Here is a 14,668-nt window from a genome sequence, read left to right as displayed (position 1 = left end):
TACTGCAGCCGAAGCCCCCGGCGTTCTCTGGTTATCATAGCCGAGGTCAGCATGCTATGCTTCCCGCTCTTTATCCGGAGGGCTGGCGATGCATGCAAGAACAGGTGTGGCGATGCTGAGTTTGTCGATGCTGCTTCCAGCGGCGGCCCAGGACCGGCAGCAGCCGGATCCGGCCGCAACCGAAGTGTGGACACCGGAGCCCGCGCGCGTCGCTCCCGGTTCCGCGGCCGGCGCGCCTTCCGATGCCCTGGTGCTGTTCGACGGGAAGGACTTGCGCGAATGGGTCTCGGCCGCCTCGCCCGGCAAGCCCGCCGGGTGGTTCGTGGCGGACGGGATGCTGACCGTGCGCGGCGGCAGCGGCGACATCCAGACCAGGCGATCGTTCAGGGATTACCAGATCCACCTCGAGTGGCGCGCACCGGCATCACTGGCCGGAAGCGGCCAGGCCAGGGGCAACAGCGGCCTGTTCCTCGCTTCCACAGGCAATGGCAGCGGCTACGAAATCCAGATCCTCGACTGCGCCGACAACAAGACCTATGCCAACGGGCAGGCGGCGAGCATCTACAAGCAGCACATCCCGCTGGTGAACGCCTGCGCCCCGGCCGGCCAATGGCAGACCTACGACGTCATCTGGACCGCGCCGCGCTTTTCCGATGACGGCGCCCTGGCCTCACCCGCGTATGTGACCGCGCTGCACAACGGCATCGTGGTACAGAACCATGTCGCCCTGCATGGCGAGACCGTGTATGCGGGCAAACCGACTTACCGCAGGCACGGCCCCGCGCCGATCAAACTGCAGGACCACGGCGATCCCGTCAGCTTCCGCAACATTTGGATACGGCCGCTCTGAGCATGCTCATTCCCGCACCAGGCTAAAGTCGTCCAGGCTGAGCCAGTTGCCCTCCACCCCTTCCGAATACACGCCGATCTGCACACTGCCGGTACTCACCTGTATGCGCGGCAGCCTTATCTCGGTCCATTGCGCCATCGGCGCGTGCAAGGCCCGTGACAGCTCGGCGCCGCCATGCCCGGCCGCATACAGCCGGGCCACGCCTTGTCCGCCGCTGCTCTTCACCCATGCGTGCAGCGTGTAGACGCCATTCGGCAGGGCGACGTGCTGGACGGCACTGCCCATCGTCTGGCCCGGATGCCGCAGCGAGAGCGCCCATCTGCCGCTGCGGCCATCCAGGGTGTTCATGATCGGCGCGTCGCCTTTGAGGCTGGTCCAGCTGCTGACCCAGCCGGCGACACTGGTCTGGCGCACCCGATCCGCCTCGAAACCCGGGTTGAGCAGGTAGTTGTTGCCCTTGCCGACAGTCCAGGTGCCGCGAACGGCATCCAGGCGAAACTCGCTCAGCGAATTGAACACGGGCGCGTCGCCATCGAAGGACAGGGGAACCCAGATGTTGTAGCCATGGCCATTGCCGGCGAAATTGCTCCAGCGGTCACCGGCGTACAGGATCGTGGTGCCGGCACTGCCTTGCACCGGAATGAAGAAGCCGTTCTGGGAGACGTGCGAAAAGTCGGCCTCCGTCCCGCGGATCAGTTTCTCGGGGCTGTAGGGCCCGGTGATGCCGGGGGCGGTCATGCAATAGCTGCGCGAGGCGTTCCAGCCGTGCAGATCCGACGAGCAGAAGTAGTACAAGCCCTTGTACTTGAACATGGCATTGCCTTCCCTGCCGCCGCCCGGTGCGCTATGGACATTGGTGGCTGCCTCGACATGGAGAAAGTCTGCCTTCCGCAAAGGCGCCACGTACAACTGCCGCCGGTCGCCGTTGTTGCTGAAGATGAGATAGGCCTGTCCATCGTCGTCGATGAACACCGTCTGGTCTCCCGAGGTCGGCGAAGCGAGCTTGTCGATGCGCGTCTGCAGGCGGCTGAAGATGAAGGGTCCCGCGGGACTGTCTGCCGTGGCGAACAGGATGCCACCGCCCGTGGCTTTGCTGCTGTACTGGGTGACCAGCACGTACTTTCGGGTCGATTGGTTGTACGCCACGCCCATCCGGCCGAGCCAGGCATCCGGATCGAAGTGCTCGCCCAGGCCCTGCGGCGTGAGCACGTCGCCTTCGAAGGTCCAGTTCACCAAGTCGGTCGACGAGTAGGCGGTGACCGACTCGAAGTGCGGCTTATCGGTGAAGACCCCTGGGGCCCTGGCATAGCTGACCGCCTCGGCGTACTTCACGCCGTACCAGTAGTATTTGGCGCCGACCTTCAGCATGCCGCCGCCCTGTGAATAGATCGGCGTGCCGGAAGTGTCTTTCCAGAATACGCCATTGCGGATGGTCAGTTCGGCGGCGGGCACTGCGTGGACGACGCCGATTGCCAGGAGAATCGCAACACATGCACGCCGCAGGATAGCGGCAAACTTCGGATCCGAGCTCATAGATGGGGCGCCGTAGAAATCGCCATTATGCGATGGCCCGCCACCATCGACACGGCATCGCCCTCGGCATCGAGCAAATGCTCGTCAACTTGATTGGTCCGAGGCGAAACTTCACTCCTGCGACACTGCCTGTCGCGCGCTTCCCTACCCTGGCTTTCATCGGCTACCGAGCTTGTACCCACATGAAGAGACAGACACTGACCGATGCACGCTACCATACCATCGGCTACATCGACACTGCCGCCGACGGCAGGCAGACCGCCAAGGACGCGCGACGCGCAGCGCCATCTGGTCGGCAGGGGCAATCTGCTGGCTTCGTAGATTGCCGTTCGCTGAATGGGAGGCTACCATGTGCAAGGGCGAACAGCTGTATCACGTCGCGCGCCTGCCTGTCATGCTCCCTCTTCAGAACTGAACACCATGTCCGATCTCCGCTGGTATCTCCCGCTCGAACACTGCACCACCCTCGACGACGTCCGCAGCCGGTGGCAGGAACTGCTCGAACGCAGCCGGATGGCGCCCTTCCACAACGTGCCCCGTTATGAGGACGCCATGCTGTCCTTTCTCGGCACCAGTGCGCTGGCGCCGTGGCTCAAGCTGGCGGCCGTGCTGGCATGTGGTTCCGCATTCGATTTCGACTTCCGGCTCGCCGTCGGGCTGCTGAAGGAGCAGATCGACGAACTTGACGCGGCCTGGCCCGCAACGGTCGCCGCCGCCGTCGGCGACAACGGCCCGGCCTTGCCGATTGCAACATCCGATGCCTGGCTCGGGGCCTTCATCGCAGGCCGTCTGGCGGGCCTGCGCGAGACCTTCGGCCACGACGGCACCCGCGCGGACAACTGGCGCGCTGCTTTCTGGAACCGCTACCTGGAGATGGCCTGCCGTCACGCCGATGCCGAGGGCGTCGCACGCGCGCTCCGGCATGGCGCCGACCCGCGCGCCGATGGCCATGCGGCGATCCTGACGCCTGCCCGGGGCGTGCATCGGGGCTTCCTGCCCGAATCGGGTCATCTCACGCCCGGGCGCAGCAACGCCGACTACCAGAGCATCCTGCTTCAGTTGCTGGAAGGCGGCCTGCCGCGTACCGAGATGCTGGCGGCGGCGCTGCCGGCCGCCGCTGGCGCCGACAACACGGACATGCTCGACTTTCTCCTGGCGCAGGGGGCGGACATGCGCGCAGATGGCGCGCCTGCCCTGGCGGCGGCCGCCAGGAACATGGCGGTGGAGGCGCTCGCCTGGCTGCTGGCGCACGGCGCGGATGTGCATGCCGAGGATGGCGCCGCCCTGCTTGCCGGTGTGGCCTCGCTCCACGTCGGCACCGTCGAAATGCTGCTCGCGGCCGGCGCCGACCTGCAGGCCGCCAGCAGCCTCGCCTTCCGTACCGCGCTCACCTCACGCCCGCATGATTTTTACTCGGACGAGTCCGACCTGGTCGATGAGCGCGCCGACATGCTCGTCTTCCTGCTTGCTCAGGGCATGCGCCCGTCGGGCGCGGACGCGGTCGACGCCCTGAAGGCGGAGTTCTACGCAAGACGGGTGATCGACGCCGCCGCCGGCCACGAAGGCATCGCCCTCGCCGACGCCGAATTGCTGCGGGTACTGGCCGAGCGGGCCTGGGGGCCGGGAAGCGCAGCATGAGCTACGATTTCGCCGAGCACCTGCACGTCGGCGGCACGGTCTATGCTCTCTACGCCTTCCCACTCAACGACTACCTGTCGTCGCTGCCGGCGCGTCCGCGCTTTCGCAACTGGCCGGGATGCTCGAACGGCTACCGCGCGACCTGGGAGGTAGTGGAAGGCGGCACCGGCCCTGTCCTGTACCTCACCGGGCTCACGGCATCGGTGGAGGATCCGCTTACACAACTGTTCGGCCGGCGGGATGGTCCGGTGGCGGCGACCTGGTTCAGCGGGATGCTGCGGGGCACCCGCGGCGACCAGCGACGCACCGGCTACCCGCCGCGCACCTTCACCGACGATGAAATTTATCTGGAGATCGTGGCGGGCAGGGTCGTACGTGAATGGGTGCTCGATCTGCGCGCGGTGCCTGGGCAGACCGACGAAGAGTTGCGCCTCTCGCTGCCCCGCTTCCTTTGGGGGCCGCGGCTGCGCGGCGACACCACCGGCTGAAACGCCGCCCCATCTGAGCCGGAGTCCCTTATTCCTTGATCGCTTCCAGCGCGACATCGATGCGCACTTCGTCGCTGACGTTCGGCGCGTACTTGCCGGCGTTGAACTCCGAACGCTTGATGGTGGTGCTTGCATTGGCGCCGATGGCATCCTTCTTGAGCATCGGGTGCGGCATCGCCTGGAACGAGCTCACGGTGAGGGTGACCGGCCTGGTCACGCCCTTGATCGTCAGCTTGCCTTCGATCGTGGCCGGCTTGTCGCCCTTGAAGTTCACCTTGGTGGACTTGAACGTGGCGGTCGGGTACTTGGCGGTATCCAGGAAGTCTGCGGCCTGGATATGCTCGTTGAACAGCGGGACACCGGTGTTCACCGACTTCATGTCGATCTCGATCTCGACGCTGCCGGTTTTGGCAACCGGGTCGAACACGACCTTGCCGCTGGTCTTGTCGAAGCGCGACAGCTGGGTCGAGTAGCCGAAGTGGCTGTACGAGAAGCGCGCCACGGTATGTGCCGGATCGGTAAGGTAGGCCGCGGGTGCGGCCATGGCCGGTGCGGCGATGGCCAGGGCCAGCGCGCTTGCGAAAATCAGTTTGTTCAGTTGTTTCATGGTTTTCCTTGGTGGTGGTGTTTGCATGCTAACTATCCTGGCCTGCCTATTCGAACGCGTAGGCGTCCATTGCCAGGATGCCGTGTTCGACGCTGGCGTGCAGCAGCCTTGCCCTGGCGTCCGCTCCGGCCGCGCCCATCGCCACGAACAGGGGCAACAGGTGTTCCTCGGTCGGATGGTTCTGCGACGCGAATGGCGCGCCGCGCCGGTAGTCCAGCAGGGCCGTGCGATCGTTCGCCTCCAGCCGCGCTTTCATCCATTGCGCGAACTCGTCGACCCAGTGCGGCGCCGGCGCATCGAGGTCCTGTCCGCGGAACTCGTGGAGGTTGTGGGTCAGCGAGCCCGAACCGACCACCAGCACGCCCTCGCCGCGCAGCGCCGTCAGTGCGCGCCCGATGCGTTCATGTTCGGCAGGGTCGGCGCCGCGCACCACGGACAGCTGCGCCACCGGGATATCCGCATCCGGATACATCAGCGCCAGCGGCACCCAGGTGCCATGGTCGAGGCCACGCTGCGCGTTGCGGCCGACACGGATGCCGGCCGCTTCCAGCAGCCCGGCGGCGCGCTCGGCGGCCTCGGGCGCACCCGGCGCCGGATACCGCATCTCGAACAGCGCGCGCGGAAAGCCGCCGAAGTCGTGGATCGTTTCAGGCCGGGACGCCAGGCTCACGCCGGGTGCGCCCATGGTTTCCCAATGGGCCGAAACGGCGACGATCGCCCGCGGCCGGCCGAGCGAGCTGCCCAGGTCCTGGAGAAAGCGGCGCGCCGGGCTGTCCCGGAGCGCGAGCATGGGCGAGCCATGCGACAGGAAGATGGTGGGAAGCTGAGACATGTCGAATCCTCATGAGCGGCACACGCCGCGTTTACCTGTCCCTATCTTATTCTTCCAGTTTATAAAGATAAATAAGCCTACACGGGCAACACTGTCTCAGTTATCGAGACAATCCACACTAATCCCAGTCAGGATCTGCAAAGCGCTCCACAAGGAAATCGATCAGGAGCCGCACCTTGGGTGAGACGAATTTGCGCGAGGGATAGACCGCATACACGCCCAGTTCCACCGCGCGAAAGCCCGGCATGGTCTCGCGCAGCGTCCCCTGCGCCAGGTCGGGACCGACGATGAAGGTCGGCTGCAGGATGATGCCCTGGTGCCGCAGGGCAGCGGCGCGGCAGGTGTCGCCGCTGTTGGTGCGCAAGCGCGGCCTGACCTTGACGCTCACTTCGCCCTCCGGTCCGGTGAAGCTCCAGTTCTCGCCGCTGGAAAACAGGCTGTACGAGATGATGTCGTGCTCCAGCAGTGCGTCCGGATGGCCGGGGGCGCCGTGGCGCTCCAGGTATTCCGGCGAGGCGCACAAGGCAAGGCGGGTGGAGCCCAGCTTGCGACTGATCAGGGACGAGGCCGGCAACTGGCCGATGCGCACCCCAACGTCGAAACCCTCTTCGACCAGGTCGACCACGCGGTCCGACAAGGTTATGTCGAGCGCGAGCTTCGGGTGCTGCTCCAGGAATGCCGGCCACAGGGGCGCCAGATGCATCAGGCCGAAGCTCACCGGCACGTTCAGCTTCAGCAGGCCCGCCGCTTCGCCGCTGCGCGACGTGATCTCCGCCTCGGCTTCGTCCAGGTTGTCCAGCAGCTCGCGGCAGCGGGCGTGGAAGATCTCGCCTTCGGTGGTCGGCGACAGCTTGCGGGTGGTCCGGTGCAGCAGGCGTACGCCGAGGCGTTCTTCGAGCTCGGCGACATGGCGCGAGACGGCGGCCTTCGACATGTCGAGCAGGTTTGCCGCGCCAGTGAAGCTTCCCGCATCGACGACGCCGGCGAACACCTTCATTTCCTGGAACTTGTCCATTGTCTCCCCTAGCGGAACAGTTACCGCTATCCTAAGGGGATTATCTCTATAGATGCAAGCGCGCCCTTAGCCGTAGGCCCGGTACCTGAAACCGCGGAAGCGCACTTCACCCGCGCCGACCGCATACAGCGCCGGCTTCAGCGACATGAACCCGCCGCGCACGTTGTGGTGATAGCCCGAGACCTCATATCCGCGCGGTCCGCGCTTCCAGGTCTTGCCGTCCGCCGAGGTGTGGATGCTCACCACATGCTTGTGGTTGCGGATGCGCAGATGCAGCCGGCCTCCGTAAGGGTTGGCGAACTTGCCATGCTCGGTGCCGTAGCGATGCATCGTGAACTCCCGTGCGTCGAAGCCCAGCCCGCAGTACAGCTTGTGGTCGTAGAACAGCAGGAGCCCGCCGCGCGTATCGGGATCGACCTCGATCTCGCACTCGAACTCGTAGTCCTGGTCGGGCGCGACGAAGACCAGCGGGGAACTGTCGGACGGCTGGCTGCCGCTGGCCTTCAGGTGCAGGCTGCGGTCCTTGCGCGACATGCGCCCCATCTCACCCGGTGACGGGCTGAAGAAACTCCACTGCACGCCATATTTATCGGTCGAGAAGTCGTCCGACAAGGCCATCCCGTGCGGTCCGCCCTTGCCCCCTTTCGGCTTCGGGATCGGACGCGACAGGTCGCCGCCGCCGAACTCGGGCCAGCCATCCGCCGTCCAGGTAACGGGGGCCAGCAGGGTCTGCCGGCCCAGCGTCCAGTAGCCGTTCTCGTAGCCGTGGTAGACGCTCCACCAGTCGCCCGCAGGCCCTTGCACCAGGGTGGCATGGCCGCGCGACCACCAGCGCTCGTCCACGCTGGTGGTGCGCACCAGCGGATTGCGCGGGTGGTGCTCCCAGGGACCGTGAATCGAGCGGGAGCGCGCGGCAATCACCATGTGCCCGGTCGGCGGACCGGAAGTCCCGCCGACGGCCAGGATCAGGTAGTACCAGCCGTCCCGGCGCAGCACCTTCGGGCCCTCGGGCGAGAAAGCCTCGACTTCCCAGTCGTCCGGATAGCGCCAGGGCTCGTAGACGCGCTCGGGAGCGCCGATCGTGGACAGGCCGTCATCGGCCAGGCGCACGCGGTCCACGCCGGACAGGAACAGCCAGCGCGAACCGTCCTCGCCGACCGCGTGGCCGGGATCGATGTGGCGCGGCAGGTTCAGGTCGATCGGTTCGGACCAGGGTCCGCGAATCTGGTCGGCCCAGATCACCCAGGAGGTGGTCTTCGAGCCGGGAACCGAGGTTTTCTTGGTCGGGATGTAGAGGTAGTAGCGGCCCTTGTGCTTGCACAGCTCCGGCGCCCATACCGAACCGATATTTTTCTGGAGTGCCGCGACCAGCGGCTGCCAGTTGACCAGGTCGCGCGAATGCCAGATCACCAGGCCGGGATAGGCGTCGAAGGTCGAGAAGGTCATGTAGTAGTCCTCCCCGTCCTTGAGGATGGAGGGGTCGGGATGGTCGCCGGCGACGATCGGGTTCAGGAAGCTGCCGTTGCCCAGGTCGGCCTGGCGCTGTCCTTCCTGGCCGCGCTTCCATTCCGGCCAGGCGCCGGCGGCGGCAGGCGCGCTTGCTGCAGGACTGCCTGCACCCAGCAGCAGCGAGCCCAGGCCCGCAGACTTGATTGCGTTGCGTCGTGAAACCATGGCGTTTCCTTATGTGTTCGAAGTGTGGAGCAGATGCTGCGGCAGGCCCGGCGTCTCTACCCGGAAGCTGAACAGCGCGCCCGCCAGTGGCTGCAGCGCCAGCTCGCCTGGTGTCAGTCCCTTGCGCGCCGTGGTCGCATAGACCGTGCGCAGGTCCTCGCCGCCGAAGGCCAGCTTGGTGACGTTGGCGCAGGGGAAGCGCAGCTCGCCGAGCTTGCGTCCGGCCTGGTCGAAGCGGTCGATGCGCCAGCCGCCGAAGGTCGCCACCCAGACATGGCCGGCCGCGTCGACCGCCATCCCGTCCGGATAGCCGCCATCGGCGATCTCGACGAAGGGCCGCTTGTTCGACAGGCTGCCGTCGGCCGCCATGTCGAAGGCGTAGACGCGCTTGTCCAGCGTATCGGTGTGGTACAGGGTGAGTCCGTCCGGGCTGGCGGCGGGGCCGTTGGTGATGACGTAGCCGGCGTCCATGCGTTCGGCCCGTGCGCCGTCGAAGCGGTACAGGGCACCGCTGGGCTGGGCCTCGGCGTCGTCCATCGAGCCGAACCACAGGTGGCCGCGCGCATCGACATGCCCGTCATTGAAGCGGTTCCCGGGCTGGTCCGCTTCCACGCTGGCAAGCGGGATGAAGGCGCCGCTCGCCTCGACGAAACGGTACAAGCCATCCTCCAGCGCGCACACCATGCCGCCGTCCGCGGCCGGTACGATGAAGCTCACCTGTCCCGGCGCGTCCCAGCTGCGGCGCTCGCTGCCGTCGGCGGCGCAGCGATGGATGCGCCGGCCCTTGATGTCGACGAACCAGACCTGGCGCCGCGCGGCATCCCACAGCACGCCCTCACCCAGCGTGGCCCCGACTTCCCAGAGCGGTGTCGGCATGCTGCTCATGGCTGCAGGGAGAGACGGTAAACGGTGGTATGGCGGTAGACTTCGCCCGGACCCAGCAGCATGCCGGCGGCCCGCAAGCCATCCCGCTGGACCCGTGAGGCGCCCCCTTCGAGGCAGAATCCGGCGTGGCGTCCATACGGTGCGGCGCCGCGGCCCGCGAGGCCGTCCAGGCGGTTGCCGCTGTAGAAATGCAGGCCGGCTTCGGTGGTCGACACCTGCAGGCGCCGCCCGGAGCCGGGATCGTGGATCGTCGCCACCCGGCGCGGATTGCCGGCCGCGGTGCTGCCGCCGACCTGCCAGGCGTGGTCGAAGCCCTCGGCCACGCCGATCTGCTCGTGCGGCCAGCGCAGCCGGGTTCCGATCGGGGCCGGCCGGCGGAAGTCGAAGGGCGTACCGCTGACCTCCGTATCGCGCAGGGCACCGCCGGATTCGATCGCGAGGAAGCGGTCGGCATCGATCTGGAGAATATGGTCGCCCACGTCGGCCTGGCCACCGTTCAGGTTGAAGCAGGCATGCGTGCTGAGGTTGACCAGGGCCGGCGCGTCGGCCACGACGCGGTAGTCGATCGAAAGGCAGGCGTCTTCGTCCAACTCGTAGCGGACCTCGATCTCGGCCAAGCCGGCGCCCATGCCGTACGCGTCCGCGGGACGCAGGCGCAGGCTGGCCCCGCCCACGTCCAGCTCGCCGCGCCAATGTGTGGCGTGCAGGCGCGGCATACCGCCGTCGCGGTTGACCACCGCGCCCAGGCAGGCCTCGTTGCGCGCGTAATCGCCGTCTTCCGGATAACCGAGCAGGACGTCGGCCATCCGTCCATAGCGGTCCGGCGCCCACCAGGACACCATCGCCGCACCGTGCTCGCTGATCGTCACGCGCATGTTGCGCCCGTTCTGCAGCGTGAATAAGCGGGCCGGGCGACCAGCCGGCCACGAATGGATCATCATCTCGACAAGGTCTTTCTTGCGTTAATCGACAGGCGTGCAGGCCGCGCCGCTGGCGCTCAGCAGCCGTTCCTGATAACTGCGCGGGGAGCAGCCGAGCTCCCGCTTGAATACCGAATGCATGTACTGGCTCGAGGTGAACCCGCACTTGAGCGCCACCTCGGCCAGGTGGCAGTCGCCCTGCTTGAGGATATCGACCGCGGCGTTGAGCCGGAAACGCAGGATTTCGTCGTGCACGCTGTAGCCGAGCTCCTGCCGGAAGTGGCTCTCCAGCGAGGAGCGCGAAATGCCGACATAGCTCGCCACCTGGTCGGTCTTGATGCCCTGGCAGGCGTACTGGCGGATGAAGTGGCGCGCCCGCATAACATGGGGGTTCTTGGCCGGCTCGTGCTTGCTGGACGCCAGCACATTGATGCCTGCAGGCGGCACCAGGATGCGGGTATCAAGCAGCCGTACGCCGTGCAGCATCTGGTCGAGCAGGTGGGCCGCCGTGCGTCCCATCTCCTGCGCGCCCTGGATCACGGAGCTCATCGGGATCCGCGTGAGGATACGCGCCAGCGGGTCGTTGTCGATCCCGATCAGGGCCACCTGCTCGGGCACGGCGATGCCGGCCAGCGTACAGGCCTGCAGCAGCTGGCGTGCGCGCGCATCGGTCACCGCCACGATCCCGACCGGCTTGGGCAGCGAATGCAGCCAGGCGATCTGCTCGCGCACCGCTTCGTCCCAGGAGTGGGCTTGGGTGCTCTGGCCGCGGAACACGGCCGGCTCCATGCGGTCGCGCCGCATCAGGGCCGTGAAGGCCTTTTCGCGCTCCTGCGCCCAGCGGTTCTCGCGCGCCTCGGGCAGGCTGAACAGGGCGAAGTTGCGCAGGCCGGCCTCGATCAGGTGTTCGTAGGCCAGCTTGATGATCTTGAAGTTGTCGGTCGCGACATACGGCACCGAGGCCGGATAATCCGCCGGGTCCTCGTAGGAACCGCCTACCGCGACCAGGGGCACGCGGCTCGATGCCAGGGTCGCCGCCACGGTGGGGTCGTCGAAATCGGCGATGATGCCGTCGCCCTGCCACTGCTCGATGCCCGGCAGCCGCAGGCGGAAGTCCTCTTCGAGGAACAGGTCCCAGTGCGTGCGGGTACTCGACAGGTAATCGGCGATGCCGGTAATGACTTCGCGATCAAAAATCTTGTTCCCGTTGAACAGCAGCGCAATACGGCGCGTCTTCGGCATCAACATGCTTCGTCTCCTGTTGGCCGGTCTTCTGTCGGACTGGCCTGTTTCCCGCTATGTTGCGGGATCTTGTTATTCTGCGACCGCAAGGCGGACTGGACAATTGCGAAATTCACCAAGCTGACTAGCGATTCCTGTCAAACCACCCGTATACATTGGTCGGACCAATTAATGCGGTATCTTACATCGGGATACACGAACAGAACAAAAAAAGGCCCGGTGTCACCCGGGCCCATGTGGCTTGCGTGTGCTGCGCTTAACGTCGTCCGGTCCGCGTCGCCACGTCCAGCCAGACCGCCAGCGTCAGGATCCCGCCCTTGACGATCATCTGCCAGTAGGCGTCCACGTCCAGCATCGACATGCCGTTGTCCAGGCTGGCCATCACCAGGGCCCCGACCAGGGCGCCGTGCACGGTACCGGCGCCGCCGCGCATCGAGGTGCCGCCGATGAAGCAGGCGGCGATCACGTCCAGCTCTCCCGACATGCCGGCCGACGGCGAACCGGCCGCCAGGCGCGCGGTATTGATCAGGCCCGCCAGTGCGCACATCAGGCCCATCAGGCCGAAGATCCACAGCTTCACGGCGCGGACGTTGATGCCTGAGAGGCGGGTCGCCTCCATATTGCTGCCGACGGCGTAGATACGGCGGCCGAAGACGGTCTGGTGCGCGATGTAGCTGAATACGCCCAGCAGCACCAGCAGGATCAGCACCGGCAGCGGGATGCCTTCATAGCTGTTCAGGGTCGAGATGAAGCCGGCCAGCACCATGCCGATGATGGCCACGCGGCCGACGCTGCGCCACAGGGGCAGCACCGGCAGCTGGTGCCTGGCCTGGTTGACGCGCTGGCGCCAGGCCAGCACGGCGGCCAGCACGAACAGCAGCATGCCCAGGGCGATCCCGAAGCCGGGCGGCAGGTAGGCCTGGCCCAGCTGCTCGAACTCCGGCGAAATCGGGGCGATGGTGGCGCCGTCGGTGATGCCCAGCACGATGCCGCGGTAGGCCAGCATGCCCCCGAGGCCGACAATGAACGAGGGTATCCCCGCGTAGGCCGTCAGGTAGCCGTTCACGAAACCGAGCAGCAGGCCGCTGGCCAGCACGATCGCCATCGAGATCGGCAAGGGCAAACCGTGCACCACGTCGAGCACGGCCGCCATCCCGCCGAGAAGGCCGAGCAGCGAACCGACCGACAGGTCGATCTCGCCGGCGATGATGACGAACACCATGCCGCAGGCGAGGATGCCGGTGACCGACATCTGGCGCATCAGGTTGGAGATGTTGCGTGCCGAGGTGAAGCCGCCGTCGGTCTTCCAGCTGAAGAAGATCCAGATGAGGGCGATCGCGACCAGCAGGGCCAGGATCTTGTATTGGGTGAAGATCTGCTTGAAGCCGGGCGCAGTGCGCCCGGCGCCCGCACCCGCTGCCAGTACATTCATGTGTGCTTTATCCATGTTGATTTCCCTGTCCGATTGCAGCAGCCAGCACCATCTCCTGGGTCAGGCCTTGATTCTCGAAATTCCCGCGCAGCCTGCCCTCGCCCATCACCAGCACCCGGTCGGACACGCCCAGCACCTCGGCCAGCTCGGACGAGACCATGATGATGGCGATGCCCTGGGCGGCCAGCTCGAGCATCAGCTTGTAGATCTCGAACTTGGCACCGACGTCGACGCCGCGCGTGGGTTCGTCCAGGATCAGCACTTTCGGATTCGTCAGCAGCATCTTGGCGAGCACCGCCTTCTGCTGGTTGCCGCCCGAGAGCGCCGTGATCGGCAGCGCCGGGCTGGCGGTCTTGAGTCCCATGCGCCCGATCTGTGCCGATACCTCGCGCGCCTCCAGTCCCTCGTCGATGCGCGACAACGTCGCGAAGCGATCCAGCACCGACAGCGTGATGTTCTCGCCCACCGACAGGTCGCGCACGATGCCGTGCTGCTTGCGGTCTTCCGGCACCAGGGCAAAGCCGGCCGCGATCGCCTTGAGGGGCGTGGAGGTGTCGACGCGCTTGCCTTCCAGCCAGACCTCGCCCTCCCAGGCGCCGGGGTAGGAGCCGAAGATGGCGGTCACGAGCTCGGTGCGGCCCGCGCCCACCAGGCCGGCGATGCCGAGGATCTCGCCGCGCCGCAGCTGGAAGGAGACGTCGTCGACCTTCTTGCGCTGCGGCTGGTCCGGATCGCGGCAGGTGATGTGGCGCGCTTCCATCACCACCTCGCCCACCTCGTGCGGCAGGGATGGATACAGCTGGTTCATCTCGCGCCCGCACATCTGGGCGATGATGCGGTCCACGTTCATGTCGTGCATCGGGGTGGTTGCGATGTGCTTGCCGTCGCGGATAACCACGATCGTGTCGCAGATCGCCGCCACTTCTTCCAGCTTGTGCGAGATGTAGACGCAGGCCACGCCCTTGGCCTTCAGGTCGCGGACGATTTCGAGCAGCACGGCGATCTCGGACGCCGTCAGCGAGGCCGAGGGCTCGTCCAGGATCAGCAGGCGCGCCTTCTTGTTCAGGGCCTTGCCGATCTCGATCAGCTGCTGGTGGCCGCCGCCATAGTTCTTCACCGGCAGCACGACGTTCACGTCGGGCAGCTTCAGCTCGCGCAAAATATCCTCGGCGCGGCGGTTCATGGCCGGGTAATCCAGGCGCCCGCCCGGCAGGGTCGGCTCATTGCCGAGGAAGATGTTCTCGGCCACCGAGAGTTCAGGGACCAGCATCAGCTCCTGGTGGATGATGATGATGCCGGCGGCCTCGGTCTCGCGCACCGAGCGCGCGCGCAGCGGCTCGCCGTCGAGCAGGATTTCGCCGTCCCAGCTGCCGTGCGGGTAGACCGCCGACAGCACCTTCATCAGGGTGGACTTGCCGGCGCCGTTCTCGCCGCACAGCCCGATGCATTCGCCGGGCCGGATCGCGAGATCGATCCCGTCGAGCGCGGGGACACCGTCGAATCGCTTCGCGATGCCCCTCATTTGGAGGAGATAGGGTGACATTCAGGATTC

Annotated in this window: 13 protein-coding genes; 3 read left to right on the top strand and 10 right to left on the bottom strand. The window is 66.3% G+C overall.

What is annotated here, in order from left to right:
* The first annotated feature begins 127 nt into the window (after positions 1 to 127).
* Entirely contained in the window at positions 128 to 850 is a 723-nt protein-coding gene (locus tag ACSQ25_RS11210; RefSeq protein ID WP_436105766.1) for a 3-keto-disaccharide hydrolase, read from the top strand.
* Between the two features lie 6 nt (positions 851 to 856).
* Here ACSQ25_RS11210 and ACSQ25_RS11205 read toward each other — a convergent pair whose 3' ends face one another.
* A complete protein-coding gene (locus tag ACSQ25_RS11205) occupies positions 857 to 2,383 on the bottom strand; it encodes a family 43 glycosylhydrolase (RefSeq protein WP_436105765.1) in 1,527 nt (508 codons plus the stop codon).
* A 420-nt stretch (positions 2,384 to 2,803) separates the two neighbouring features.
* Here ACSQ25_RS11205 and ACSQ25_RS11200 point away from each other — a divergent pair, with 420 nt between their 5' ends.
* Complete coding sequence (locus ACSQ25_RS11200; RefSeq protein WP_436105764.1) at positions 2,804 to 4,021, top strand: ankyrin repeat domain-containing protein; 1,218 nt, start codon at positions 2,804 to 2,806, stop codon at positions 4,019 to 4,021.
* Complete coding sequence (locus ACSQ25_RS11195; RefSeq protein ID WP_436105763.1) at positions 4,018 to 4,509, top strand: hypothetical protein; 492 nt, start codon at positions 4,018 to 4,020, stop codon at positions 4,507 to 4,509. Before ACSQ25_RS11200 ends, ACSQ25_RS11195 begins: the two co-directional genes overlap by 4 nt.
* Before the next feature lie 28 nt (positions 4,510 to 4,537).
* On the opposite strand, the gene ACSQ25_RS11190 is transcribed toward ACSQ25_RS11195, so the two are convergent.
* The 9 genes from ACSQ25_RS11190 to xylG form a co-directional block, all read right to left on the bottom strand.
* On the bottom strand, positions 4,538 to 5,116 hold the full coding sequence (locus ACSQ25_RS11190) for a YceI family protein (RefSeq protein ID WP_436105762.1): 579 nt from the start codon (positions 5,114 to 5,116) through the stop codon (positions 4,538 to 4,540).
* A gap of 46 nt (positions 5,117 to 5,162) precedes the next feature.
* On the bottom strand, positions 5,163 to 5,948 hold the full coding sequence (locus tag ACSQ25_RS11185; protein ID WP_436105761.1) for a dioxygenase family protein: 786 nt from the start codon (positions 5,946 to 5,948) through the stop codon (positions 5,163 to 5,165).
* A gap of 118 nt (positions 5,949 to 6,066) precedes the next feature.
* A complete protein-coding gene (locus ACSQ25_RS11180; protein ID WP_436105760.1) occupies positions 6,067 to 6,963 on the bottom strand; it encodes a LysR family transcriptional regulator in 897 nt (298 codons plus the stop codon).
* Positions 6,964 to 7,029: 66 nt separating this feature from the next.
* The gene (locus tag ACSQ25_RS11175) at positions 7,030 to 8,637 is read right to left on the bottom strand and encodes a family 43 glycosylhydrolase (protein ID WP_436105759.1); all 1,608 of its coding nucleotides are present in this window, start codon (positions 8,635 to 8,637) and stop codon (positions 7,030 to 7,032) included.
* Between the two features lie 9 nt (positions 8,638 to 8,646).
* Complete coding sequence (locus ACSQ25_RS11170) at positions 8,647 to 9,513, bottom strand: SMP-30/gluconolactonase/LRE family protein (RefSeq protein ID WP_436105758.1); 867 nt, start codon at positions 9,511 to 9,513, stop codon at positions 8,647 to 8,649.
* Between the two features lie 5 nt (positions 9,514 to 9,518).
* Complete coding sequence (locus ACSQ25_RS11165) at positions 9,519 to 10,463, bottom strand: galactose-1-epimerase (RefSeq protein ID WP_436105757.1); 945 nt, start codon at positions 10,461 to 10,463, stop codon at positions 9,519 to 9,521.
* A 21-nt stretch (positions 10,464 to 10,484) separates the two neighbouring features.
* Positions 10,485 to 11,690 (bottom strand): XylR family transcriptional regulator, encoded by a 1,206-nt coding sequence (locus ACSQ25_RS11160; RefSeq protein ID WP_436105756.1) that lies wholly within the window; start codon positions 11,688 to 11,690, stop codon positions 10,485 to 10,487.
* Between the two features lie 250 nt (positions 11,691 to 11,940).
* A complete protein-coding gene (locus tag ACSQ25_RS11155; protein WP_436108055.1) occupies positions 11,941 to 13,116 on the bottom strand; it encodes a sugar ABC transporter permease in 1,176 nt (391 codons plus the stop codon).
* Positions 13,117 to 13,123: 7 nt separating this feature from the next.
* The gene (gene xylG, locus ACSQ25_RS11150) at positions 13,124 to 14,659 is read right to left on the bottom strand and encodes a D-xylose ABC transporter ATP-binding protein (RefSeq protein ID WP_436105755.1); all 1,536 of its coding nucleotides are present in this window, start codon (positions 14,657 to 14,659) and stop codon (positions 13,124 to 13,126) included.
* Positions 14,660 to 14,668 lie beyond the last annotated feature (9 nt).

The organism is Massilia sp. LjRoot122 (assembly GCF_964252725.1).
Classification (GTDB): Bacteria; Pseudomonadota; Gammaproteobacteria; order Burkholderiales; family Burkholderiaceae_D; genus Telluria.
Note: the sequence above shows the minus strand (reverse complement) of the source record. Positions and strands in the feature narration are given on the sequence as shown.